Origin of the sequence: Neorhizobium sp. S3-V5DH, from assembly GCF_004343065.1 — a bacterium.
In the GTDB taxonomy this organism is placed as follows: domain Bacteria; phylum Pseudomonadota; class Alphaproteobacteria; order Rhizobiales; family Rhizobiaceae; genus Neorhizobium; species Neorhizobium huautlense.
In genome coordinates, this window is sequence record NZ_SMCL01000033.1 from 22,847 (window position 1) to 45,482 (window position 22,636).

The window sequence follows — 22,636 nt, forward strand, 5'->3', positions numbered from 1 at the left end:
CATGCTGTATTTCGTCATCAAGGCATTGCACATTCTCTCCGACTTTCTTCTGATCGGCGGCATGTTGATCAATGCCTTCGTCATCGGCATGGTGCCTCCCGCGATCCGCGTCGGCGTCATTGCAGCGCTCTGGAAATATGACCGGACAGTGACGACGGCGGCCCTCGGGGGCGCCTGGCTCTTCGGCCTCTGGCTCATCTTCGGTTACGTCGGCTTTTCCGACGGCTGGCTGCACGCCAAGCTGGTCCTGGTGGTCATGCTTTCCGCCCTGCACGGCATGCAGCAGGGCTGGATGCGCCGCATGCGGGCCGACCCGAAACTCGATCCGCCGGCGTTCGTGCGCGTCGGCATGCCGATCATCCTGGTTTCCGTCGTTCTGGTCGTGTTGCTCGCCGTGATCAAGCCATTCTGATCAGGCTTTAGTCGGCTCCGCAGGCGGCTCGACATCGGAGGGGGCCGCGGGCTCGTCATGTGGCCTCTCCGACGCGACCTCCGTCAGCCCGGTTGGCTCAGGCGCTTGCGGCTTCGGCGCTTCTTCCGCCTCTTCCAGCACATCCGCGCGGTAATGCACCTGATCGAGGCCGTCGAGCATGCCATAGGCGATTTCGCGCTCGCCCATAATCGTCTTGTCGGCGCCCAGTTTGGTCAGATGCTCGATCTCGGCGTCGGAATTGGCGCGGCACAGGATCAGAAGCGCAGGGTTCACCTCACGTGCCTGCATGACCACATTGCCGGCCTCGAAAGCGTTCGGGATCGCCACGACGAGGCTCTTTGCCGTTCCCAGATTGGCAAGCTCCAGCACCTTGGGCGAAGCCGCATTGCCGACGATGACTTCGATCCCCTGCTTCAAGAGATCCTGAACCCGGTTTTCCGAATCCTCGATCACCAGAAACGGTGTGCCGGAGGATTTCAGGTTGGCCACCACGATGCTGCCGACCCGGCCGTAGCCCACCACGACCGCATGATCCATGAGCCGGCTCACGGCCACCTCGCCCTCCTCACCGGCAGTAGTCAGCACCGGCTCGGTCTCCTTCGGCGTCGGAGTTTCCTGGCCGGGCACGGCATCGTCGCTATGGGCGCCGGTCTGCGTGGCAATCGCCGCCTCGCCCTCGCCTTCCGGCGCACGGATCAGCCGCGCCTCCAGCCGCGGGATCAGCTTGTCGCCGAGATAAAACATCACGGGATTGAGCATGATCGAAATGATCGCGCCGGCGAGGATCAGGTCGCGGCCCTCTTGCGGGAGCAGGTTCAACCCCACACCGAGTTCGGCGAGAATGAAGGAGAATTCGCCGATCTGTGCCAGACTGGCTGAAATGGTCAGCGCCGTCGGTACCGTCATTCGGAATGCAAGCACGATCAGGAAGGCAGCCATCGATTTGCCGATCAGGATGATGAAGACGGTCGCAAGCACCGGCAGCGGGTTCGACAGGATGATGTTCGGATCAAAGAGCATGCCGACCGAGACGAAGAACAGTACGGCGAAAGCATCGCGCAGCGGCAGGGTTTCCTGAGCCGCCCTGTGCGACAGCTCGCTTTCCGAAAGGATCATGCCGGCGAAAAAGGCACCCAGCGCCAGCGATACGCCGAAGAGCTTGGCGGCACCGAAGGCGACCCCGAGCGCGATCGCAAGGACCCCGAGCCTGAAAAGTTCGCGTGAGCCGCTATGGGCGATGCGGTGCAGTATCCAGGGGATGACGCGCCGGCCGATCACCAGCATGACCCCGAGAAAGGCCATGACCTTCAACAGAGTAATGCCGATGACACCGGCAACGCCGAGTTCGATGTCGAAAAGGTCCGCAACCGCGATCGCCACCGGATCGGGATGTGCCGCCTCGCCGCCGATGCTCGCGAGTGCCGGGATCAACACCAGCGCCAGCACCATGGCGAGGTCTTCGACGATCAGCCAGCCGACCGCGATCTTGCCGCGCACCGTCTCGACAAGACGCCTTTCCTGCAGCGCCTTGAGCAGCACGACGGTGGAGGCAACCGACAGCGCCAGGCCAAAAACGAGGCTGCCTCCAAGCGGCCAGCCCATCAGCGCGCCCATGCCCCAGCCGAGCAAGGTGGCAAAGCCGATCTGGACGATGGCGCCCGGTACGGCGACGCCGCGTACGGACAGAAGATCCTTCAGTGAAAAATGCAGGCCGACGCCGAACATCAGCAGGATGACTCCGATCTCGGCAAGCTCCGGCGCAAGGTTCTGGTCGGCCACATAACCCGGGGTATGAGGGCCGACGAGGATGCCGGCGAAAAGATAGCCGACCAGCGGCGGCAGACGGAACCGATTGGCGATAGCGCCGAATATGAATGCAAGCACGAGACCGCCGACGATGGTCGAAATCAATGGGGTATCGTGCGGCATCCGCGCTCCCTCTGGAAATCTCCTGAAAATCTGCCATATATGGCGTATGTTGACCAATATGGGCAGCCTGGTGAAATGGGTCAAGACGCAAAACAGATCATTTTGACGCCGGCGCTCTGTCGCGCAGCACGGGGGCTTCTCGATTGGACGCAAAGCGAACTCGCGGAGCGTTCCGAAATTTCCCGCAGCACGATCCGCGACTACGAAGGCAGCCGCCACGACGTTCACCGCGCGACGGCTGCCCAGATCCGACGCGCCTTCGAGGATGGCGGCGTCGTTTTCATGGAAGTGGAAGGCTGCGGCCTGGGTGTCTGCCAAAAAGGCAGCTCGACCTCGCCCCTTCGCTGACGCTCAACTTTCTCCGAGAATGGCGGAGAGCAATTTTCCTTCGAGCGCAGCGAGATCCGGATCCCCATGCCGGCGCGGATGAGCCTGGGGAATGGCGAGGTCGAGCTTGATGCGTCCCTCGTCCAGCACGATAACCCGGTCCGCCAGATGCACGGCTTCCGTGACGTCATGGGTCACCAGAACGGCCGTGAAGCCAAGCTCGCGCCAGACGCGGGTCAACAATTGCTGCATGCTGATGCGCGTCAGGGCGTCGAGCGCGCCGAGCGGTTCGTCGAGGGCGAGCAGCCCCGGCCGGCTGACAAGAGCCCTGGCGAGCACCACGCGCTGCCTCTGTCCGCCGGAAAGTCTGGCAGGCCATTCGCCGGCCTTCTCCCGGAGCTGCACCTCGGCCTGCACCGCCTCGGCCTGACGTCGCGCGAGATTTTTCGGCACCCCGTCTCCAAGGCCGACTTCGACATTTTCCGACACGGTGAACCAGGGCAGAAGCCTGGGCTCTTGGAAGACGATGCGGGCGTTGGGGACGATCTCGGCCCCCGCCCCGTTCTTAAACGAGATCTCGCCCGACGTCTGGCTGTCGAGCCCGACGAGCAGCCGCAGGAGCGTGCTCTTGCCGCAACCGCTTTTACCGACGATCGCCAGGAATTGTCCGGCAGGTACTTGGAGGTCGACGCCCCGCAGCACGCGGTTGTCGCCGAACTGTTTCTGGATTCCCGACAGCTTCACGGCGGCGGCCTGCGGCCGGTTCGCCCTCGCCGGAATGGGCGGTTCATATTCCAAAGGCTCACCGCCGACGAAGGCGAGCGGCCGCTGATAAGGTCTGATCGGCATTTTCAGGCTCCTTGACGTTGGTAAGCCACGTTCCACGACAGCGTCCAGCGCTCCAGCATCCTAGCGATCACATCCGCCAGTTTGCCGAGCGCGGCATAGATGACGAGCGCCAGCACCACGACGTCGGTCATCATGAACTCACGCGCCGTATTGGCCATGTGCCCGATGCCGGATGAGGCGGCGATGGATTCCGAGACGATCAGCGTCAGCCACATGATACCAAGCGCGTAGCGCAGGCCGACGAAGATCGACGGAAGAGCGCCCGGAAAGATCACCTTGCGGAACAGCGACCAGCCGCTCATGCCGTAGATCCGCCCCATCTCGATCAAGTCGCGGTCGACATTGCGCACGCCGTGATAGGTGTTGAGGTAGATCGGAAACAGCACGCCCAGCGAGGTCAGAAAAAGTTTGGCCTCCTCGCCGATGCCGAACCAAAGGATAACCAGCGGGATCATCGCCAGATGCGGGATGGTGCGCAGCATCTGCAAGGTGGTATCGGTGAGCTGCTCGGACAGCCTAGACACGCCATTGGCAATACCGAGCAGAAATCCGATCGAGCCGCCGATCAGCAGCCCAGTCAGCGCCCTCGCACCACTGACGGCGACGTCATGCGCCAGCTGCCCGGAAAGAGCCACGTCCCAGAAGGCTCTCACCACCGCGACCGGAGCGGGCATGATGCGGTCCGAGATCCAGCCTGCCGAGGAGGCCGCCTGCCAAGCGGCAACGATCAGCACCGGCACCAGATAGGGCAGAAATGCGTCTTTCGAGAGGGACGGCAGGCGAATTCGCCTACCCTCCGGTTTTCGAGCCTCGCGGCTCCCTGCGAACGCTTCGGCTATGGTCATGGTCTGATCCTCTCAAACCTTCGGCTACGAAGCCGCGACGGCGCGGACGGTCGCGTGACCGCCGCCGGCGAAGATGCGCTTACCGCCGAACTCGCTGCCGAAGACGGTCGGCTGCTCCTCCCGGCCAATGCCGAGTTCCGGGAACAGCAGTTCCGCGACGCGATAGGCCTCTTCCAGATGCGGGTAGCCCGAGCCGATGACCGTATCGATTCCGAGCTGCTGATATTCACGCAGCCGTTCCGCCACCGTTTTAGGTGATCCGACGAGCGCCGTGCCGGCGCCGGAACGCACAAGCCCGATGCCTGCCCAGAGGTTCGGCGATACCTCCAGCTGGTCGCGCCGTCCCCCGTGCAGAGCGGCCATGCGCTTCTGGCCGACAGAATCTGAACCGTTGGCAAAATGGGCCTGCGCCTTAGCGATCGTTTCGTCGTCCAGTTTGGAGATCAAACGGTCGGCGGCGGCCCAGGCCTCCTCGTCCGTTTCCCGGACAATGAAATGGAGGCGGATGCCGAAGGTCACGTCCCTGCCCTTCCTGGCTGCGGCCGCCCGCACGGCCTTGATCTTCTCCTCCACCTGCGCCGGCGGTTCGCCCCAGGTGAGGTATTTGTCCGCACGGCCGGAAAAGAACTCGATGCCCGCATCCGAGGATCCGCCGAAATAGAGAGGTGGACGCGGCTGCTGGATGGTCGGGAAACCGAGCCTGGCACCCTTTGCCTTGATGTGCTTGCCGTCGAGATCGGCTTGTCCCTTGGTGACGAGATCCTCCCATACCTGGAAGAATTCTTCCGCGTGGCTGTAGCGTTCGTCGTGCTCCAGAAAAATGCCGTCCCCGGCCAGTTCCGCCGGGCTTCCCCCGACGACGATATTGAGAAGCAGGCGACCGTTCGAAACCCGGTCGAGAGCTGCGGCAAGCCGCGCGTAATAGGCGGGCGATGCCGTGCCGGGACGAATAGCCACGAGAAATTTCAGCTTCTCGGTAAACGGCGCCAGGGAAGCCGCCGTCACGAAGGATTCCTCGCAGGACACCCCGGTCGGCAGCAGAACGCCGGAATAGCCAAGCCGGTCGACGGCGGAAGCGATCTCCCGCAGATAACGGGGATCCGGTGCGCGGTTGAGCTCGCTGCCGCCGAGATAGGTGCCATCGCCGGCGGTCGGGATGAACCAGAGAAAATCGATGGGTTTGGATGTATCGGTCATCGGTCAGATCCTTGTCGGGGAAAGAGGTCGGATGGTCAGCTCTGTTTCGGGCGCCAGACGATGTCGCTGACGGAGAGCTTTCGCGGGATGATCTTGAGATCGTAGAACTCGTCGGCGAGCGACTGCTGGTAGGCGACCACTTCGTCCGTCAGCGTCGACACGGCGCCCAGATTTGCGCCGCGGCGGGAAAGGACAACCCGCGTCACCTCTTGCGGTACGCCCGTGATCGTCGCCAGCGCCTTGACCGTCTCCTCGAAATTGGCCTGGGCGGCATTGCCGACCTTCCTCAACTCGTCAAGGATTTCCGGGACCAAGTCTCCATTCGCTTCCGTGAAGTCGGTATTCGCTAGGAAGTAGCTCCAGGAATCGACGATACCCTCGGCAGTCGTCAGCACCCGCGTCTGCGGATCGTTCTGGGCGATTGCGGTATAGGGATCCCAGATCGACCATGCGTCGATTGAACCATTCTTGAAGGCGGCTGCCGCATCCGGTGGCGCGAGATCGAGCTGTGTCACGTCATCAAGAGTGAGCCCACCCTTGCGGAGCACTTTGACGGTGATGTTGTGAGCACTCGATCCGCGCTTGAAGGCGAGCTTCTTGCCCTTAAGGTCGGCGAGCGTCCGGATCGGCGAGTCCTTGTGGACGAGGATGGCAGAACCCGCCGAACTGCCCCTGTAGGTGCCGACATAGAGCAGGTTGCCGCGGGCCGCCTGGGCAAAAAGCGGCGGCACGTCGCCTGTCGGCCCGAAGTCGAGCGCACCGGCTCCGAGCGCTTCGAGCAGCGGCGGACCGGAGGTAAATTCCGACCAGGCGACGGAGATCCCGCGATCCGCGAAACGCTTTTCGAGCGCCCCCTGGCTTTTTGCCAGCGCCAGAACGCCGTTCTTCTGCCAACCGATCCGAAGCTCTTTCGCTGCTGCCCTCGCCCCTCCCGCGACCGGCAGAACCGCCGCCGCGGCCGCGGCCCCAATTAGCCCGAGTGTCTGTCTGCGTGTTACCATGGTCCTAGCCTTTCCCTCTGGTATCCGGTCCATTGCGGCGTGCCCGCCGCTTTGCCCTTCGACGTTCAGGATCGTTCCATAGTCTATCGATGTGGTCGACATTAAATTCGTTCGAATTATCCGCCCATCGGGAGAATTTATTCCCCGATTGGCGCGTAATCGAAACGACAAACTCCACCATCTCGACTTTTGCCCTCTGCAGCGAAATCGTCGCTTTTCGCAGGAAGCGCCTTTTCCCGATGCCTGCTTTGCTCTAATCCTCAGGAAAGAAAATGCAGGAGGTGAGCATGGCGAAGGTGGCATTCATCGGTCTCGGAGTGATGGGTTTTCCGATGGCGGGGCATCTGAAGGAAAAGGGTGGCCATGAGGTTACCGTCTACAACCGCACGGCCTCGAAAGCCTCCGACTGGGCCGGGAAGTACGGCGGCAAGACCGCATCTACCCCCGCAGAGGCCGCCAGGGATGCCGATTTCGTCTTTACCTGCGTCGGCAATGACGACGATCTCCGCTCGGTGACATTGGGCGATACGGGCGTACTCGCCGGCATGAAACCGGGTGCGGTCCTGATCGACAACACGACCGCCAGCGCCGAGGTCGCCCGTGAGCTGGAGGCCGCCGCGAAGGCAAAAGGCGTCGGTTTCATCGACGCGCCTGTCTCCGGGGGCCAGGCGGGAGCCGAAAACGGTGTGCTGACCGTCATGTGCGGCGGCAACGAGGCGACGTTCGACAAGGCAAAACCGGTGATCGACGCCTATGCCCGCATGGTCGGCCTGATGGGTCCGGCAGGCGCCGGCCAGCTCACGAAGATGATGAACCAGATCTGCATCGCGGGCCTCGTCCAGGGGCTCGCCGAATCGATCCACTTCGGCAAACAGGCCGGCCTCGACATCGAAAAGGTCATCGAGGTCATCTCCAAGGGTGCGGCAGGCTCATGGCAGATGGAAAACCGCTACAAGACGATGAATGCCGGCAAATATGATTTCGGCTTCGCGGTCGACTGGATGCGCAAGGATCTCGACATCGTGTTGACCGAAGCCCGCCGCAACGGCGCGAAGCTCCCGGTGACCGCCCTTGTCGATCAATTTTATGGCGACGTCCAGGCGATGGGAGGCAAGCGCTGGGATACGTCGTCGCTACTCGCCCGGCTCGAAAAGAAATGAAACTCGTCCCCTCTTCGTCCGCCGAAGATATCGTTGCGCATCTTCAGACGCTGCGCAACGAGGCCAATATCGCGGGCATGGGCCGCTTCGGCATCGACACCGCCACAGCGCTCGGCATCACCACGCCGCAGATGAAGACGATCGTCCGTCAGGTCGGGAAAGATCACGCCCGCGCCCTGAGGCTCTGGAATACCGGGCTTCGCGACGCCCGCATGGCCGCCATCCTCACAGCCGATCCTAAAACGCTGACCAAGACGGAGGCGAGGCGCTGGGCGGGCGACTTCAATTCGTGGGAGATCGTCGACACCGCCGCCGATCTCTTCACCCAAACGCCGTTCTGGAAGGAACTGATCGCTGAATTCGCCGAGGAGGAGCAGGAATTCGTGCGCCGCACCGCTTTTGCGATGATCGCAGGCGCGGTTGTCCACAACAAGCAGGAACCGGATGCGACGTTCATCAGCTACCTTCCGCTGATCGAACGCCATGCAGAAGATCCGCGCAATTTCGTCAGGAAAGCCGTTAACTGGGCGCTGCGCAATATCGGCAAGCGCAATCGAACCTGCCACCCTCCCGCCCTTGCGCTGGCCGAAAGGCTCGCCGCCTCTACCGACAAGACCGCGCGCTGGATCGGCAAGGATGCCGTCAAGGAACTCGCAAGCGAAAAGCTTCTGGCTCGGCTAAAGCCTTAGTCGGTCTTCCCACCCGGTATTGCCGCGGCGTCGCGCCGGCAAATGTCCGAAACGCCTTGATGAAGGAACTCGTGCTTTCGAACCCGCATGCAAGCCCGATTTCCGTGACCGGCTCCCCTCCGGCCAGCAGCATCTCCTTGGCTTTCACCATCCGCGCCCGGTGCCGGAAATCGCGAAAGCTCATGCCGAGCTCCGCGTCGAACCGCCGCGCCAACGTCCGTTCCGAAAGACGCGCTGCCTCCGCCAGGGTGGAGAAATCGACATCGCTGTCCAGCTGTTCCAGCAACCGGTCGATGGCGACTGCCATGCACGGCGACTGCGGTTTCGGTAACCAGGTGTCATCTTCTGCCGCGGCCAATTCGCCTGCTGCGGACGCAAGCGCCTTGAAAAAGGCATTCGCAGCTCCGTCACCTGCGTTGCGCCCGAAATCCCAGCGCATGACATACAGGAGCATCTGCCGCACCAGCTCGGAAAGGCCAAAGACCCGGCAGCCCGGCAGCGGCGCTTTAAACTCGCCATCGCCGAAGAGGACCGAGGATGCCGTGGCCGGGCCCTTGCTTCGTACCGCAATCACCGTTCCCCGCGCAATCAGCGCCGCCCTTTGTGGCGGCAGCATCCAGCGGCGCTGGCCGATGTCGAGAATGAAAGTACCGGCCGACGCGTAGAGCAGGTAATCGGCATCGAAGGCCCGTTCGATCTCGAATGGTTCGTCAATAACCCGATGATACGCATGAGAGATTGTCGCCATCGCCCTGCCGGATTTGCTCTACGCCACCTGCTGTCCCCGCATCTGCTTTAGCAGTTCGGCAGTGTCGAGCAATGCGGAATGGCGGACGATCTTCTGGTCCTGCAAAACGAAGGTTCGATAGGCGCGCACGCAAACCGGATTGCCGGATGGCTCGATACCTTTAAACGCCCCCTGATGGGTGCCGCGCAGGACCAATTCGCAGACGACGCGATCATCCTCGGCAGTCAACCGCTCGATCGACCAAACGGCATCCGGCATGATCCGCTTCTGCACTGCCACCATGGCGCAGTGCCCATCGGCATTGGCTGGCGAATAGCTGGCCTCTTCATAGTCGGCCGCGAAGAAATCGGCGAACCTCCCGACCTCTCCCCGGTTCCAGATCTCGTCTACGTACCGGTGGACGATCGCCTTGTTGGCATCGGCTTGGTTCTGCATCTCGCGCTCCAGCTTGTTGTGCGGAACACGGATACACGAAAGCGGGCCGTTACTACTTGGCCCGTCCTGCCAGAAAATAATCCCGATCCGCCGATTGGCGAATTATTCCTCGCCCGATTTCTGGTTGTCGAGCGTCATGTAATCGAGCGGCAGTTCGGTCGTATATTTGATCTGCTCCATGGCGAAGACGGAGGAGACGTCGCGGATTTCGATCTTGGCGATCAGCCGCTTGTAGAAGGCGTCGTAGGCGCCGATATCCGGCACCACGACCCGCAGGAGATAGTCGACATCGCCGCTCATGCGATAAAATTCGACCACTTCGGGGAAATCCACGACCACCTCCGAAAACCGTTTCAACCACTCGATCGAGTGGCTGGCGGTGCGGATCGACACGAAGACGGTGACCTTGGTATTGACCTTAACGGGATCGAGGAGCGCCACGCGGCGGCGAATGACGCCGTCTTCTTCCATCTTCTGGATGCGCCGCCAGCACGGCGTGGTCGAAAGCCCTACCTTCTTCGCAAGATCTGCGACGGCCAGAGTTGAATCTTCCTGCAGAATGCGCAGGATCTTGCGGTCGAGGCGGTCCATTCAGTTCCCTTTCGAAATCATTTTTCGTTATACACCTAAATCATAGCAGTTAACCGAATTTTGTTTCAACGGATGAGGCTATCCACATTCTGTCGCAGGACAGGCAGTATCTCGGCCTCGAACCAGGGATTTTTCCTCAGCCAGCCGGTATTGCGCCAGCTCGGATGCGGCAGCGGCAGGATGCGCGGCCCTTCGTTGGCGAAGAAATACTCGCGCCAGTTCGCAACCGTTTCCGTCATGCCCTTCCTGCGCCGCGCGCCGAGATGCCAGGCGTGGGCATAACCGCCGACGGCCAAGATGAGCTCGATCTGCGGCATTGCCGATATCGCCCGGGAGCGCCAGAGCGGCGCGCATTCGCGCCTTGGCGGAAGGTCGCTCCCCTTTGCATCGTAACCCGGAAAACAGAAACCCATCGGCACGATCGCAAAGCGCTCCCGATCGTAGAACTCCTCTCGGTTTACCCCCATCCAGTCGCGCAACCGGTTACCGGAGGCATCGTTGAAGGGCAGCCCGCTTTCATGCACGCGCAGGCCTGGCGCCTGTCCGGCGATCAAGACGCGGGCCGTCCTCGACAACACGGCAACCGGCCGCGGTTCGTGAGGCAGGCGGTCGCCCTCTCTCTTCGCCGGCGCGTCCCGGCAGACGCGGCAGACGGATATCGCCCGCCGCAGCGCCTCGATCTCCGCCTCACGATTGGCCATATGCCTCATTCCCATTCGAACCGATCAATCGTTCGAGCCATTCCAGAACCGCCTCCAGTAAGCCCGATCCATCCATCATGCCCCGGCTGGCGCGCCAGTCGCGCGGATTTTCAAACCGCCCTGCCCAGAGCCGCAACCGCTCGCGCCGCGCCGTACGTTCCTCCTGCATGTAGAGCCCGTAAGCGACCGCCAGACCCTCACGGACCATCGTGCCGTTGACACTCACCGCACCCGCATGGCAGCGCACCACGAGCCGCTCGTAGCGGTCGCGCTCGTGCCCCAAGCACTCTGTTTCGTCCGTCGACACCAGATGCGCCAGATATCGTCTGGCCTCCGCACCGCAGGCCCATCTCCGTCCGCCGCCGTCCTCGCAAGTCTGATCGAGTTCCGGCGCATCGATGCCCTCCAGCCGCAGCCTTTCGCCGCCCGCTGAAAGCGTATCGCCGTCGACCGCGTGAAAGGGTCCGCGGATCGCGCTGTCGGACCCGTCGTTCAACTTGGTGACGATAAGCGCCAGAAGGATGAGCATGGCCACCAGAACCACGCCATCCCTAAATTTCATGAGCCCTATCGCCACAATCGCGCCTTATTGGAAAACGGAAGCTTCAGAGAAATGGCAAACAAAACCTTTCCCGGCAGGACTCTCTTAAGGTTTTGACCCTAGTCTCTCAACCACCCGGGTAAGCAGTTCAGTGGTCATGAGTAACGGCGTCAGCACTTCGACCGACAAGATCATCGTGGATCGATCGCGCAGCCACCGCAACAAGGCTGTATCGAAGGCTGTCCGGGCCACCCGCGAACGGCTGCAATCCAGCTCCAAGGGCAATCAGGTCTTCGACCGCGACATGCTGTCCATGCATGCGAGCGCCGTGCTGCAGGGCGCGTCGATCATGCCGCTGTTCGTGATCGTTGTGACGGCGATCGGCATCTATATCAACCCGAGCGCCAATCTGTTCGGCTGGGCTCTTTTGATGCTCAGCCTGCATGCTATCAACGTGCTGCTCGCACGGCGGGCAAGCCGGAAGGAAATCGCCGCGATCGAGACCCGCAAATGGCGAAACAGGCTGCTCGCGGCACAGGTGTTGCTCGGCGTCGGTTGGGCTCTCTTCGCGCTCCAGGACTGCAGCGCCTGCTCCGGCGAGGGCTACTATTTCTATAAGGGCGCGGTTCTGCTCTTTGCTATCTCCATCATGGCAATGAGCACCTTCATGCTGAGGCTCGGAGTGCTTTTCGGCTTCCTGCCGGCGGTCGCAGTCTTGCTCGCGATGTCGTTCTTCTCGCGGCAGGTGCTCGATATCGGCATGACGGCGATGTGCGCCATCGCGGTCGTCTTTTTCCACTATATCGCCGACCGGCTCTACCGCTCCAATCTCACCTTGATGTCCTACCAGTCGGAAAAGGACGACCTGATTGCGGAACTGGAAGTGGCCAAATCCATGTCGGACGAGGCCCGCCGGCGAGCCGAGGAAGCCAATCTGGCGAAATCGCGCTTTCTCGCCTCCATGTCGCACGAATTGCGCACACCGCTCAACGCCATCCTCGGCTTTTCCGAGGTGATGAGTTCGGAGGTCCTCGGCCCGCTCGCCAATCCCACCTATCGGGAATATGCAGGGGATATCCACCGTTCGGGCCATCACCTCCTCAACCTCATCAACGAAATCCTCGACCTGTCGCGCATCGAGGCGGGCCGCTACGATCTCAGCGAAGAGGCGCTTTCGCTCCTCGAAATCGCCGAGGATTGCATCGGCATGGTCCAGCTGCGGGCCCGAGCCAAGAACATCTCGATCCGCGAGCAGTTCGAGCCAGATCTGCCGCAGGTCTGGGCCGATGAAAAGGCCATGCGGCAGGTATTGCTGAACCTCCTGTCGAATGCGGTGAAATTCACCCCCCAAGGCGGCGAGGTCATGGTCAAGGTCGGGTGGACGGCCGGCGGCGGCCAGTATGTGGCCATCAAGGACAACGGCCCCGGCATTCCGGAAGAGGAAATACCCGTCGTCCTCTCGGCCTTCGGCCAGGGATCGATCGCGATCAAGAGCGCCGAACAGGGTACCGGCCTCGGCCTGCCGATCGTACAGGCGATCCTTGCCAAGCACGACGGCCAGTTCATCCTGCGCTCCAAGCTGCGCGAAGGCACCGAGGCGATCGCCATCCTGCCCGCAACCCGCGTGCTGCAGAGCGTCCCCGCCGTGGCCGACGCGCCAGCCATCGAACGCCGCCGCAAGAGCTTTGCGTAATGCAGGCTCTTTTACAATGACAGGTTCCAGTGCAGACTGACAGTATGGCCGCGCTTCTCGACTACGCAAGCGAAGTTGCAAAAGGCCTGCCCGACCATAAACAGGATCGGTTAGCGGTCGCTATCACCCGATATCAGCACGAATTAGCCGGTCTCGTGCCTTCGGGAAATGAGATTTTTACAAAACCCTGCCTGAACCGGAGAGGCAGGAAGTTCTGGCCATCCTGACCAAGCATGGTTCTATGCCCGCCTTAGAAGGCTAGATTCTTGACCACCACGTAAAGCACGAAGAGCCCGTTGGCGCAGAGCAGGCAAAACACCGCAAACGAGCCGAGATCTTTGGCATGCCGGCCGACTGTCGAGATTTCCGGGGAAATGCGATCCACCAGCTCCTCGATTGCCGTATTCAGCGATTCGACCGAGAACAGCACCAGCATCAGGATGAGAAAGACGAAATAATCGAGCGCCGACGCACCGACCAGCGCGAAGAGCACGAGGCCAGCGGCAAAGGCGACGACCTCGTGGCGAAACGCCTCCTCTTTCCAGAGCCGGACCAATCCCTGCATGGAATAGCGCGTCGCAGCGATGACCCGGCGGATGCCGCTCGCCTTTGCGATATTGCTGTCGAGCGGCGTCTTTTCCATCCGGATCAGTTGCTCTTGTTGCTGACACCTGCCTGGTCGAACGTCGCCATGCCGGAATGGCAGGCGGCGGCGGCCTTGACGATGCCGGCCGCGAGTGCAGCACCCGTCCCCTCGCCGAGGCGCATGCCGAGCGCCAGCAAAGGCGTCTTGCCGAGCTTCTCGATGGCGCGCAGATGGCCAGGTTCCCCGGAGACATGGCCGACCAGGCAGTGGTCGAGCGCGGACGGGTTGGCGGCCTTCAGGATGGACGCCGCGGCCGTCACCACATAACCGTCGAGCAGCACGGGAATTTTCTCGACGCGGGCAGCCAGGATGGCGCCGGCGATTGCCGCGATCTCACGTCCGCCCAACCGGCGCAGCACTTCCAGCGGATCGGAGAGATGATCCTTGTGGAATTCCACCGCCTGCTTCACCACCGCGATCTTGCGCTCCAGCAGTTCGCCATGCGAGCCGGTGCCGGGGCCAACCCAGTCATCGGCCGTGCCGCCGTAAAGCGCCAGATTGATCGCCGCGGCGACCGTCGTATTGCCGATCCCCATTTCGCCGATGCACAGGAGGTCGGTGCCGCCTGCAATCGCTTCCATGCCGAAGGCCATGGTCGCGGCGCAATCTCGCTCGGAAAGCGCGGCTTCGGTCGCGATGTCACCGGTCGGGTAATCAAGTGCGAGATCGAAAATCTTGAGGCCGAGATCGTGGGTCACGCAGATCTGGTTGATCGCGGCACCGCCGGCCGCGAAATTCTCGACCATCTGCTGTGTCACCGAGGAGGGATAGGGCGTGATGCCGTGCTTCGTGACCCCGTGGTTGCCGGCGAAGATCGCCACCAGAGGGCGGTTGACTGCCGGAGCCCTGCCGGTCCAGGCGGCAAGCCAGAAGGCGATCTCTTCCAGCCGGCCGAGCGCGCCCGGCGGCTTGGTGAGCTGGGAGTCCCGTTCGCGCGCCGCGACAAGCGCGCGAGAATCCGGTCCCGGAAGATTGGCAAGCAGGGTGCGGAAATCGTCGAAAGGCAGGCCACTCACGCTCATGGAGATCTCTCTTGCTCTGGTCGTCCGGGGGTCGGCTTGTCTTTTCCCGGCAAATCGCGCTTCTTTGCGTTTCTCATAGTCGGGGACTCACGGTGGGACAACTGCCAAACACAAGCGAATTCGTCGCAGACCTTGCACGCTCGATCGGTTTCCTGAGCCGTCTGCCGGTGCCGGACCGTTTTTTCAAGGGCCAGTCCGGCTCGATCTCGCGCGCCGTCCAAGCCTTTCCGGCGGCCGGGCTCGTGATCGCGACCCTTCCTGCCATCGCCCTTTTTCTCCTTGCACCTGGCGATGCCCTGACCGCAGGTCTGATCGCGCTCACGCTTCTGGCGCTTCTGACGGGAGCGCTCCACGAAGACGGTCTTGCGGATGCGGCCGATGGTCTCGGCGGCGGGCGCGACAGGGAACATGCGCTTGTCATCATGAAGGATAGCCGCATCGGCAGCTACGGCGTGATCGCGCTTATCCTTTCGTTCGGATTGCGCGCGAGCGCGCTTGCCGCTCTTGCGCGCCACGAGCCGGCGGCAGCCGCGCTCGCGCTCCTTGGCGCTGCAGCTGTAAGCCGTGCCCTGATGGTCTGGCACTGGCACGCACTGCCATCCGCAAGGGAAACCGGGGTGGCGGCCAGCGCCGGCCTGCCTGAAACTACGGCACGCAATGTCGCCCTCTTCATGGGCGTCGCTTTGGCCCTGGTCCTCCTGGTCCTCGTTCTTGGGTTGCCCAAAGTGCTGCTGTCGCTGATTGTCGCAGGCGCGCTCTGCTTCGGTTTTACCCGTTATGTGCGCGGCAAGATCGAAGGCCATACGGGCGATACGATCGGCGCCAGCCAACAACTCTCAGAGATCGGCATGCTTGCCACTCTTGCTCTCGCCATCTGAACCCACGATATAGGTTGCATGATTTCGCCCTGCATTCTCGTCTGCTCCATCGACACCAAGACCGGCTACTGCTTCGGCTGCGGGCGCACGCGCGAGGAAATCGCCGCCTGGATAGACTACACGGATGCCGAACGGCTCGCACTGATGGAAACACTGCCCGCACGGCTCGAGACCGTCGAGCGGAAGCCTCGCCGGGAAACGAAACGGCAGCGTTTGGCCAGGGAGCGCTACGACGCATGAACGCCCTAACGCTCATTCTCCTCGTCCTCGGCGCGGGACTTGCGCTGCTGATATTCAATCACGACGCAGGCCAGACCTTCGGCATCGCCAATGACGATTTCGGGCAGATCATCTATCTGCTTCCGATCGCCGGCCTGTTGTCGGTCGGCATCCTCTCCGGCCGCCGCGGCAGATCCGGCGAAGTGCTGAGGAACATCGCCATCTGGCTACTGATCGTGCTTGGGCTGGTCGCCGCCTATCTCTACCGGGACGACGCCCGCAGTTTCGGCGCCCGTATGACCGCGGGCTTGCTGCCCGGCACCGCGGTGTCCGTGACGACCAGCGAGGGTGGCAACGAGGTGATCATCCACAAGACGCGCGGCAACCATTTCCAGACCAATGTCCGTGTCGACGGCAAGGTGCTGCCGATGCTCGTCGATACCGGCGCCAGCACCGTGGTGCTTTCCTATGAACATGCGCGGGCGATCGGCCTCGATCCTGGAGCTCTCGACTTTTCAGTCAGCGTCATGACGGCCAACGGCCGCGCCATGGCCGCACCCGTGCGTCTCGACGAGATCGCCATAGGACCTATCGTCCGAAAAAACATCCGCGCCCTGGTGGCAGAGGAAGGACGGCTTGACGAAAGCCTTCTCGGCATGAGCTTCCTCTCCACGCTCGGTTCGCTGCAGATGCAGACCGACGAGCTCCGGTTGAGAGACTGACAGCTACCCGGCGGGTCGTGGACGGCTCGATGGACGCTTTTGCCCCAAACGCAATCAAAACGTGTTGTTAGTATATAATACTATCTGTCGGTTGACTGCCGCTCCACTCGCGGCAATTATAGTTCACCTTCTCGCGCGCAAGCATTCCGCAAGCATCACTGAATCCATCACCTGTATTTTCTCATCGTTCCTTTAAAAGTGGGAGGACAACCTATGTCGTCGCCGCACCAGCGAGACGTGGATACTGCTCATCTTCATCCAGCCGTTCGGAAGGCGGCGCGGTTGATCGTCGAAGAGCTCAACACCGAAGGCTTTCCCTTCCGGATATTCGAGGCTTTTCGCTCTCCCCAGCGGCAGGAATTTCTATATGCGCAGGGTCGGACGCGTCCGGGTCCGATCGTGACGAAGGCGAGACCGTGGAGGTCCTACCACCAGTATGGACTGGCGATCGATCTGGTCCTGTTCGTGAATGGGCAGTGGAGCTAGAAGACCAGCGGCGAATATCGTGACGCGTGGAAAAGGGTGCACCAGATCGGCGAGAGCCACGGGCTCGAAGCATTGTCCTGGGAGCTGCCGCATCTGCAGATGGCCGGACTGGACAGCGGCGATCTTGCGAACGGCAAATACCCCTCCGGTGGCGATGAGAGCTGGGCCGAAAATCTGGAAGCCGCGATTGCCGGCTGGTCCGGCACGCCCGCCGCACCACCGGTACCGGAAGAGATACCGACCCGCCCTCCTTTGCCGATGGAAGCCCTCGTCGCGACCGAAACCTTTACGCAGTCCAATCCGCTGCCTGCAGTCGGCCAGCAAAGCTGGCATCGCAAGTTCAACGGCATCGAATGGCGCTTTGACGAGGATGGCATCTATATTCGCAGCTATGCCGGAGGCCAGAAACCGTTGCGCAGTTCGGGCGCTCCGTTGACCTGTCGCGCCATCTGGGATGCTTTCAGCGTGCAGATCGATCTGATGGCCCGCCGCTTCGCCATACCCCCTGAAATCATCATCACGACGATTGCTGCCGAAGCTGCTGCCTATCGCGCGCAGGGTTTCACCGGCCCTTCGACATTCCGCTGGGAGGCGCATGTCTGGAACAAGGACGTCAACCCACCGGTGCAGGGAGACTACAGCGCCGGCCCGATGCAGACACTCGCCACCACGGCGCGATGGGTGATCGACGCGCAGTCGCTTCCCTACCACAAGTTTCAGGTGGCGCCCGTCTATCCTTTGCGGCCTTCGCCTCCGCCGGCGATCCATCCCCTCTACGATGCGACGACCAATATCGAGATCGGCATCGCCGAGATCAAGCAGCGGTTCGGCTTGACGGGCACGGATCCGATTCTCGTTGCGGCTGCCTTCAACGCCGGCGGACTGTATGAAACCGACGCCAATGCCTGGCACCTGCGCAGCCACGGCAATCATCTGGACCGCGCCGCGCAATGGTTCGGGGACGCCTGCGCCGTTCTGAAGGAGGTCGGACTGCGGTAGACAGTTCAGTTCGGTCTGCTCATCGGGCCAATGTCAACCAAACCTCGAACCGCTTCATCGCCGTCGCCCTTTTTCCTGAATTGGCTCGGGGGTGCTCCGATGATGCGCTTGAAGGCGCGGCTGAACGAGGCTTCCGCATCGTAGCCCAGACGCTGCGCGACGACCGACACGCGCATGCCGTTGCCCAACCATTGGCGCGCCTGGTGCATGCGCACCCGCGCTACATACCGCGCCGGCGTTTCGCCCACCACCCGAAGAAACCGCTCTGCAAATCCGGAGCGGGACACGCCCATGATCCGCGCCAAGGCCGCCACGCTCCAGTCCCGTTCCGGCTGCAGATGGATGGCTGCCAGCACCCGGCCGACTTCGGGATTGCGGACGGCCGCGATCCAGCCCGTCGTGTCGCCGCAACCGTGCTCTACCCAGGTGCGGATGAGGGTGGCCGTCAGAACGTCGGCAAGGCGCGCCAGAATTCCCCCGGCGCCCACCCGGTCCAATTCCACCTCCCGCGCCATGGCATCGAGAAGATGCGGGATCGACGGCTCGTTCTTCGCCAGATCGCTGGTCAGCATCACCTGCGGCATGAGCTGCAAAAGCGGATGAAGCTTGTCGATATTGAAACGCATCGAAGCCGTGAGCGCCACCGTACCGCCGCAGACTTCGGCACATTTTACGTCGAACACCCCCTGGCAGACTTCCTTGCGGCCGAAATGATCGAACGGCAGCGCCGGAATACCGGGTGCGCTCGCCAGCACATGCGCATCGCCGCGCGGCAGAAGTGCCGCATCGCCCGGCCGCAAAGCCAGCCATTCCCCGCACGGCGTCTGCAGCCAGGCGGAACCCGAGGAGATGAAATGGAGCCGTGCCGCTTCCTGCGCGGGAAAGGAGGTCGCCCAGGGTTCGGCCAATCTGCAGCGGCCGTATTCGACGCCGTCGAGCCGCAGCCCGCGCAACATCTCGGTCAAAGGATCGGCCACATCAGCGGGTTCAATTTTGGACGAACGGTCAAGCATGTCGGATTTTCTAGCATGGAAACTACAGGCTGTCACGCCTACGTCTGGTCAACCCCGATAGGGAAACTGTGCCACCTCCCAACACAGGAACATGAACCATGACAGACAGCACTTTCGAAGAGGACGGTCGCCTGCGCGATACGTCCGTTTCCGGCAGCAAGGCCCGGTGGGACGCGGTCGTCTCTCTGACGCTCGGCGTATTCGGTCTCGTGACGGCGGAATTCCTGCCGGCGAGCCTGCTCACCCCCATCTCCGCCGATCTCGGCATCAGTTCCGGCACCGCCGGCCAGACGGTGACCGTGACGGCCGTCGTCGCAGCATTCGCCGGCCCCGGCGTCGTCATCGGCACCCGCAGCCTCGACCGGCGCTGGACGCTGTTCGGTCTGACCGCCCTGCTTATCCTCTCCTGCGCATTGGCCGCTGTTGCCAACGGCCTGCCCCTGCTTCTCGTCTCGCGCGTGCTGCTCGGCATCGGGCTTGGCGGTTTCTGGGCCATGTCGGGGGCGCTTGCCATGCGGCTCGTGCCGCTGGACCATCTGCCGCGGGCCATGGCGATGATCTTCACCGGCGTCTCGGTGGCGACGGTCGCCGCCGCACCGCTCGGCGCCTATATCGGCTCCACTCTCGGCTGGCGGGCGGCTTTCATGCTGGCCGGCGCGGTCGGCGTGCTGGCGCTGCTTGCCCAGGCCATCACCATGCCCTCGCTGCCGCCTGCCGGACATGCCGGACTCGGCACGCTTGTGAGCGTCCTGAAGCGGCCGAAGATCCGCATCGGGCTTCTTGCGACGCTTCTCATCGTCGCCGGGCATTTCGCGGGCTTCACCTACATCCGTCCGTATCTCGAGGAGATTCCGCGGCTTGACGTCGAGATGATCTCGCTCGTCCTGCTCGCCTTCGGCATCAGCGGCTTCTTCGGCAATATCGTCGGGGGCATGATCACCGAACGCAGCGCTACCCTCGGCGTTATCTTCGGCGCCGGGCTTCTCGCGCTCACCGCCGTCATCCTCATTTCAACCGGGGTTTCCTTCGCGGCTTCCGCCGTCGCGGTCACTTTGTGGGGCTTTGCCTTCGGGGCGCTGCCGGTCAGCATCCAGAGCTACATCACGCGGGCGGCATCCGACGAGGCGGAAAGTGCCGGCGCCCTGCTGCTGACGACCTTCCAGATCGCCATTTCCAGCGGCGCCGTGCTCGGCGGGCTGCTGGTCGATGCAGAGGGCCCGCTCGGCGTCATGACCTTCCTCGGCATCGCATCCATCCTGGGCGCGTCGGTGATGGTCCTGCGCGGCGGGCGCCAGCTCCAGCTCAGCGAGGGCTGAACCGGATCGAACTACCGGCTGCGGTCAGCTCCGCAGCCGGTACCCGGTGTGGAAGATCCAGCCGAGAATGGAAAGGCAAATGGCCAGGAACAGGCCGACCATGCCGAGGCTGAGTAGCGGATTGACGTCGGCGATTTCGTAAAAGCTCCAGCGGAAGCCGCTGACCAGATAGAGCACCGGATTGAAATGGCTGACCGCCTGCCAGAAGGGCGGCAGCATGTCGATCGAATAGAAGCTGCCCCCGAGGAAGGTTAACGGCGGCACGACCAGCATCGGCACGATGTTGAGCTGCTCGAAATTCTTGGCCCAGATGCCGATGATGAAGCCGAACAGGCTGAAGGTCACCGCCGTCAGCACCAGGAAGGTCAGCATCACGAAGGGGTGGGCGATCGAGATGTCGACGAAGAAGGACGCCGTCGCCAGAATGATCAGGCCGATGATCAGCCCCTTGCTCGCCGCCGCCCCCACGTAACCGATCAGGATCTCCGTCATGGCGACGGGCGCCGACAGGATTTCATAGATCGTGCCGGTGAATTTCGGGAAATAGATGCCGATCGAGCCGTTGCCGATACATTGCGTGAGCAGCGTCAGCATGATCAGCCCGGGCGTGATGAAGGAACCGTAGGAAACGCCCTCGATCGCCTGCATGCGGGAGCCGATCGCCGTGCCGAAGACGATGAAATAGAGGGAGGTGGTGATGACCGGCGATATGACGCTCTGCAGCAGAGTCCGCCGCATCCGGGCCATCTCGAAGAAATAGATCGACTTGATTGCCTCGACGTTCATGCCTGTTCTCCCACCAGTGCGACAAAAATGTCCTCCAGCGAACTCTGCCGCGTCGAAAGATCGCGGAAATGAATGTTTTCTGCCTGCAACATGGAGAGCAGCGAGGCGATACTGCCGTCCCCCTCCTCGCCCTGGTATTCGTGAAGCAGTGCCGCACCGTCTTCCGAGAGCGTCAGATTGTAAGGTGAAAGGCTGACCGGCAGGTTCTTCAGCGGTTCGGCAAGCTCCAGCCGGAGCTGCTTGCGTCCGAGCTTCTTCATCAGCGCCGTTTTCTCCTCGATCAGCAGCAGCTTGCCGCCGTTGATGACGCCGACCCGGTCGGCGATCTCCTCCGCCTCTTCGATGTAATGGGTGGTGAGGATGATGGTGACGCCATTTTCCCTGAGCCTTTCGACCACCTGCCACATTTCGCGGCGCAGGTTGACGTCGACGCCAGCGGTCGGCTCGTCGAGGAACAATATCTTCGGTTCATGCGCCAACGCCTTGGCGATCAGGACGCGCCGCTTCATGCCGCCGGAAAGTTCGCGCAGCATATTGTCCTTCTTGTCCCAGAGCGACAGGTCCTTGAGGACGCTTTCGACCAATTCAGGGTTCGGCTTCTTGCCGTGCACCCCGCGGGAAAAACTGACGGTGTTCCACACCGTCTCGAACATATCGGTCGTCAGTTCCTGCGGCACCAGTCCGATCATCGCCCGGGTCTGGCGGAAATCCCGTACCACGTCATAGCCGCCGACCAGCACCTTGCCGCCCGATGGATTGACCAGCCCGCAGACGATCGAGATCAGTGTCGTCTTGCCGGCGCCGTTCGGCCCGAGCAGCGCAAGAATCTCGCCCTCCTCGATCTCGAGGTCGATGCCTTTCAGCGCTTCAAAACCGTTGCCGTAGGTTTTGGTCAGATTCTGGATGGAAACAACGGGAGCCATGCGAACGGGTCTTTGCGGATTGGATTTGCGAGAAGTGCCGCCAATATAGGCAGCCCTTTCCTTGAAACCATCCCTCCCTGAACGAATATTGCGTTCGCTTTTCTTGACCAATCGGCCGGACCCACGATCGCCGGCAAAGACAGTGGCCATCGGAAGCGGCGCTTGCCGAGACTGTCATTTTCCCGTGACGTTCCTGCAGCATTGTCCCGGTCAGGCAAGCAACGGTCCCGCTTCCCCGCCGCACCCATCCCTTGCGTGACCGTCATGACCTACATGTTTCAGATCATTGCTTTTCGCTTGCCGCATTGCTTCTGATTTTCAGTAAGAGAGCTCATTTCGGAGGCATGGCTGCTCCCCCAAGTCGATCTCCGCCCTGGCCGGCCTCAGTGCCGGCCTTATACATTGAGAGGCCGGAGCGTCTGTTATGATGCTCCGGCCTCGTTTGTCATTGGGGTGATCGCAACACCGCAATGGCTGAGGGCAAAGC

Annotated in this window: 26 protein-coding genes; 11 read left to right on the forward strand and 15 right to left on the reverse strand. The window is 62.2% G+C overall.

Annotated features, from left to right (window positions below; genetic code table 11):
• Position 1 precedes the first annotated feature (1 nt).
• Positions 2–412, forward strand: coding sequence for a CopD family protein (locus EDE09_RS26500; RefSeq protein ID WP_105372588.1), 411 nt, complete (start codon positions 2–4; stop codon positions 410–412).
• On the opposite strand, the gene EDE09_RS26505 is transcribed toward EDE09_RS26500, so the two are convergent.
• Positions 413–2,362, reverse strand: a complete 1,950-nt coding sequence (locus EDE09_RS26505) for a cation:proton antiporter (protein WP_132413398.1) — start codon at positions 2,360–2,362, stop codon at positions 413–415.
• 30 nt (positions 2,363–2,392) lie between these two features.
• Here EDE09_RS26505 and EDE09_RS26510 point away from each other — a divergent pair, with 30 nt between their 5' ends.
• Positions 2,393–2,710, forward strand: a complete 318-nt coding sequence (locus tag EDE09_RS26510; RefSeq protein WP_132413426.1) for a helix-turn-helix transcriptional regulator — start codon at positions 2,393–2,395, stop codon at positions 2,708–2,710.
• A 3-nt stretch (positions 2,711–2,713) separates the two neighbouring features.
• On the opposite strand, the gene EDE09_RS26515 is transcribed toward EDE09_RS26510, so the two are convergent.
• From EDE09_RS26515 to EDE09_RS26530, 4 genes are read right to left on the reverse strand one after another with little or no spacing between them, the layout of a single operon-like run.
• A complete protein-coding gene (locus tag EDE09_RS26515; protein WP_132413400.1) occupies positions 2,714–3,538 on the reverse strand; it encodes an ATP-binding cassette domain-containing protein in 825 nt (274 codons plus the stop codon).
• A gap of 2 nt (positions 3,539–3,540) precedes the next feature.
• The gene (gene ssuC / locus EDE09_RS26520) at positions 3,541–4,383 is read right to left on the reverse strand and encodes an aliphatic sulfonate ABC transporter permease SsuC (protein ID WP_132413402.1); all 843 of its coding nucleotides are present in this window, start codon (positions 4,381–4,383) and stop codon (positions 3,541–3,543) included.
• 24 nt (positions 4,384–4,407) lie between these two features.
• Positions 4,408–5,580, reverse strand: a complete 1,173-nt coding sequence (gene ssuD, locus EDE09_RS26525) for an FMNH2-dependent alkanesulfonate monooxygenase (RefSeq protein WP_132413404.1) — start codon at positions 5,578–5,580, stop codon at positions 4,408–4,410.
• Between the two features lie 35 nt (positions 5,581–5,615).
• A complete protein-coding gene (locus tag EDE09_RS26530) occupies positions 5,616–6,581 on the reverse strand; it encodes an aliphatic sulfonate ABC transporter substrate-binding protein (RefSeq protein WP_105372584.1) in 966 nt (321 codons plus the stop codon).
• A gap of 272 nt (positions 6,582–6,853) precedes the next feature.
• Here EDE09_RS26530 and EDE09_RS26535 point away from each other — a divergent pair, with 272 nt between their 5' ends.
• Both EDE09_RS26535 and EDE09_RS26540 read left to right on the forward strand, forming a co-directional pair.
• Entirely contained in the window at positions 6,854–7,741 is an 888-nt protein-coding gene (locus EDE09_RS26535; protein WP_132413406.1) for an NAD(P)-dependent oxidoreductase, read from the forward strand.
• Positions 7,738–8,430 carry a DNA alkylation repair protein gene (locus tag EDE09_RS26540; RefSeq protein WP_132413408.1) on the forward strand — a complete coding sequence of 231 codons (693 nt, stop codon included), beginning with the start codon at positions 7,738–7,740 and terminating at the stop codon, positions 8,428–8,430. Before EDE09_RS26535 ends, EDE09_RS26540 begins: the two co-directional genes overlap by 4 nt.
• On the opposite strand, the gene EDE09_RS26545 is transcribed toward EDE09_RS26540, so the two are convergent.
• The 5 genes from EDE09_RS26545 to EDE09_RS26565 all read right to left on the reverse strand — a co-directional run bounded on the left by EDE09_RS26545 (position 8,384) and on the right by EDE09_RS26565 (position 11,467).
• The gene (locus EDE09_RS26545; RefSeq protein ID WP_132413410.1) at positions 8,384–9,178 is read right to left on the reverse strand and encodes an AraC family transcriptional regulator; all 795 of its coding nucleotides are present in this window, start codon (positions 9,176–9,178) and stop codon (positions 8,384–8,386) included. The genes EDE09_RS26540 and EDE09_RS26545 overlap by 47 nt on opposite strands.
• Before the next feature lie 18 nt (positions 9,179–9,196).
• On the reverse strand, positions 9,197–9,613 hold the full coding sequence (locus EDE09_RS26550; protein ID WP_112798202.1) for an ester cyclase: 417 nt from the start codon (positions 9,611–9,613) through the stop codon (positions 9,197–9,199).
• A gap of 102 nt (positions 9,614–9,715) precedes the next feature.
• A complete protein-coding gene (locus EDE09_RS26555) occupies positions 9,716–10,204 on the reverse strand; it encodes an Lrp/AsnC family transcriptional regulator (protein ID WP_046637655.1) in 489 nt (162 codons plus the stop codon).
• Positions 10,205–10,269: 65 nt separating this feature from the next.
• Complete coding sequence (locus tag EDE09_RS26560; protein ID WP_165924276.1) at positions 10,270–10,914, reverse strand: uracil-DNA glycosylase family protein; 645 nt, start codon at positions 10,912–10,914, stop codon at positions 10,270–10,272.
• On the reverse strand, positions 10,892–11,467 hold the full coding sequence (locus tag EDE09_RS26565; protein ID WP_132413414.1) for a thermonuclease family protein: 576 nt from the start codon (positions 11,465–11,467) through the stop codon (positions 10,892–10,894). The genes EDE09_RS26560 and EDE09_RS26565 overlap by 23 nt, the downstream gene beginning before the upstream one ends.
• 136 nt (positions 11,468–11,603) lie before the next feature.
• Between EDE09_RS26565 and EDE09_RS26570 the strand changes: the two genes are divergently transcribed.
• Positions 11,604–13,139, forward strand: a complete 1,536-nt coding sequence (locus EDE09_RS26570) for a HAMP domain-containing sensor histidine kinase (protein ID WP_105372577.1) — start codon at positions 11,604–11,606, stop codon at positions 13,137–13,139.
• A 250-nt stretch (positions 13,140–13,389) separates the two neighbouring features.
• On the opposite strand, the gene EDE09_RS26575 is transcribed toward EDE09_RS26570, so the two are convergent.
• Entirely contained in the window at positions 13,390–13,782 is a 393-nt protein-coding gene (locus EDE09_RS26575; protein ID WP_132413416.1) for a diacylglycerol kinase, read from the reverse strand.
• A 5-nt stretch (positions 13,783–13,787) separates the two neighbouring features.
• Positions 13,788–14,807 (reverse strand): nicotinate-nucleotide--dimethylbenzimidazole phosphoribosyltransferase, encoded by a 1,020-nt coding sequence (gene cobT, locus EDE09_RS26580; protein ID WP_132413418.1) that lies wholly within the window; start codon positions 14,805–14,807, stop codon positions 13,788–13,790.
• Between the two features lie 101 nt (positions 14,808–14,908).
• On the opposite strand from cobT, the gene EDE09_RS26585 reads away from it, so the two are divergent.
• The 5 genes from EDE09_RS26585 (at position 14,909) to EDE09_RS26605 (ending at position 18,111) form a co-directional block, all read left to right on the forward strand.
• Complete coding sequence (locus EDE09_RS26585) at positions 14,909–15,685, forward strand: adenosylcobinamide-GDP ribazoletransferase (RefSeq protein WP_132413428.1); 777 nt, start codon at positions 14,909–14,911, stop codon at positions 15,683–15,685.
• An 18-nt stretch (positions 15,686–15,703) separates the two neighbouring features.
• The gene (locus EDE09_RS26590) at positions 15,704–15,925 is read left to right on the forward strand and encodes a DUF1289 domain-containing protein (protein WP_132413420.1); all 222 of its coding nucleotides are present in this window, start codon (positions 15,704–15,706) and stop codon (positions 15,923–15,925) included.
• Complete coding sequence (locus EDE09_RS26595; protein WP_112798212.1) at positions 15,922–16,626, forward strand: TIGR02281 family clan AA aspartic protease; 705 nt, start codon at positions 15,922–15,924, stop codon at positions 16,624–16,626. Before EDE09_RS26590 ends, EDE09_RS26595 begins: the two co-directional genes overlap by 4 nt.
• A gap of 213 nt (positions 16,627–16,839) precedes the next feature.
• Positions 16,840–17,112 carry a M15 family metallopeptidase gene (locus EDE09_RS26600; protein ID WP_132413422.1) on the forward strand — a complete coding sequence of 91 codons (273 nt, stop codon included), beginning with the start codon at positions 16,840–16,842 and terminating at the stop codon, positions 17,110–17,112.
• 36 nt (positions 17,113–17,148) lie between these two features.
• Positions 17,149–18,111, forward strand: a complete 963-nt coding sequence (locus EDE09_RS26605) for a hypothetical protein (protein WP_132413424.1) — start codon at positions 17,149–17,151, stop codon at positions 18,109–18,111.
• A 5-nt stretch (positions 18,112–18,116) separates the two neighbouring features.
• Here EDE09_RS26605 and EDE09_RS26610 read toward each other — a convergent pair whose 3' ends face one another.
• Positions 18,117–19,088 carry an AraC family transcriptional regulator gene (locus tag EDE09_RS26610; RefSeq protein ID WP_105372620.1) on the reverse strand — a complete coding sequence of 324 codons (972 nt, stop codon included), beginning with the start codon at positions 19,086–19,088 and terminating at the stop codon, positions 18,117–18,119.
• 134 nt (positions 19,089–19,222) lie between these two features.
• Between EDE09_RS26610 and EDE09_RS26615 the strand changes: the two genes are divergently transcribed.
• A complete protein-coding gene (locus EDE09_RS26615) occupies positions 19,223–20,440 on the forward strand; it encodes an MFS transporter (protein WP_112798213.1) in 1,218 nt (405 codons plus the stop codon).
• 24 nt (positions 20,441–20,464) lie between these two features.
• Here EDE09_RS26615 and EDE09_RS26620 read toward each other — a convergent pair whose 3' ends face one another.
• Entirely contained in the window at positions 20,465–21,226 is a 762-nt protein-coding gene (locus EDE09_RS26620) for an ABC transporter permease (RefSeq protein WP_105372568.1), read from the reverse strand.
• A complete protein-coding gene (locus tag EDE09_RS26625; RefSeq protein ID WP_105372619.1) occupies positions 21,223–22,149 on the reverse strand; it encodes an ABC transporter ATP-binding protein in 927 nt (308 codons plus the stop codon). Before EDE09_RS26625 ends, EDE09_RS26620 begins: the two co-directional genes overlap by 4 nt.
• Positions 22,150–22,636 lie beyond the last annotated feature (487 nt).

Excerpts from the sequence above, each read along its gene's own strand:
- EDE09_RS26500 (WP_105372588.1), top strand. The coding sequence starts at position 2 with ATGCTGTATTTCGTCATCAAGGCATTGCACATTCTCTCCGACTTTCTT.
- EDE09_RS26505 (WP_132413398.1), bottom strand. The coding sequence starts at position 2,362 with ATGCCGCACGATACCCCATTGATTTCGACCATCGTCGGCGGTCTCGTG.
- EDE09_RS26515 (WP_132413400.1), bottom strand. The coding sequence starts at position 3,538 with ATGCCGATCAGACCTTATCAGCGGCCGCTCGCCTTCGTCGGCGGTGAG.
- ssuC (WP_132413402.1), bottom strand. The coding sequence starts at position 4,383 with ATGACCATAGCCGAAGCGTTCGCAGGGAGCCGCGAGGCTCGAAAACCG.
- ssuD (WP_132413404.1), bottom strand. The coding sequence starts at position 5,580 with ATGACCGATACATCCAAACCCATCGATTTTCTCTGGTTCATCCCGACC.
- EDE09_RS26530 (WP_105372584.1), bottom strand. The coding sequence starts at position 6,581 with ATGGTAACACGCAGACAGACACTCGGGCTAATTGGGGCCGCGGCCGCG.
- EDE09_RS26535 (WP_132413406.1), top strand. The coding sequence starts at position 6,854 with ATGCAGGAGGTGAGCATGGCGAAGGTGGCATTCATCGGTCTCGGAGTG.
- EDE09_RS26540 (WP_132413408.1), top strand. The coding sequence starts at position 7,738 with ATGAAACTCGTCCCCTCTTCGTCCGCCGAAGATATCGTTGCGCATCTT.
- EDE09_RS26545 (WP_132413410.1), bottom strand. The coding sequence starts at position 9,178 with ATGGCGACAATCTCTCATGCGTATCATCGGGTTATTGACGAACCATTC.
- EDE09_RS26550 (WP_112798202.1), bottom strand. The coding sequence starts at position 9,613 with ATGCAGAACCAAGCCGATGCCAACAAGGCGATCGTCCACCGGTACGTA.
- EDE09_RS26555 (WP_046637655.1), bottom strand. The coding sequence starts at position 10,204 with ATGGACCGCCTCGACCGCAAGATCCTGCGCATTCTGCAGGAAGATTCA.
- EDE09_RS26560 (WP_165924276.1), bottom strand. The coding sequence starts at position 10,914 with ATGAGGCATATGGCCAATCGTGAGGCGGAGATCGAGGCGCTGCGGCGG.
- EDE09_RS26565 (WP_132413414.1), bottom strand. The coding sequence starts at position 11,467 with ATGAAATTTAGGGATGGCGTGGTTCTGGTGGCCATGCTCATCCTTCTG.
- EDE09_RS26570 (WP_105372577.1), top strand. The coding sequence starts at position 11,604 with ATGAGTAACGGCGTCAGCACTTCGACCGACAAGATCATCGTGGATCGA.
- EDE09_RS26575 (WP_132413416.1), bottom strand. The coding sequence starts at position 13,782 with ATGGAAAAGACGCCGCTCGACAGCAATATCGCAAAGGCGAGCGGCATC.
- cobT (WP_132413418.1), bottom strand. The coding sequence starts at position 14,807 with ATGAGCGTGAGTGGCCTGCCTTTCGACGATTTCCGCACCCTGCTTGCC.
- EDE09_RS26590 (WP_132413420.1), top strand. The coding sequence starts at position 15,704 with ATGATTTCGCCCTGCATTCTCGTCTGCTCCATCGACACCAAGACCGGC.
- EDE09_RS26595 (WP_112798212.1), top strand. The coding sequence starts at position 15,922 with ATGAACGCCCTAACGCTCATTCTCCTCGTCCTCGGCGCGGGACTTGCG.
- EDE09_RS26600 (WP_132413422.1), top strand. The coding sequence starts at position 16,840 with ATGTCGTCGCCGCACCAGCGAGACGTGGATACTGCTCATCTTCATCCA.
- EDE09_RS26615 (WP_112798213.1), top strand. The coding sequence starts at position 19,223 with ATGACAGACAGCACTTTCGAAGAGGACGGTCGCCTGCGCGATACGTCC.
- EDE09_RS26620 (WP_105372568.1), bottom strand. The coding sequence starts at position 21,226 with ATGAACGTCGAGGCAATCAAGTCGATCTATTTCTTCGAGATGGCCCGG.
- EDE09_RS26625 (WP_105372619.1), bottom strand. The coding sequence starts at position 22,149 with ATGGCTCCCGTTGTTTCCATCCAGAATCTGACCAAAACCTACGGCAAC.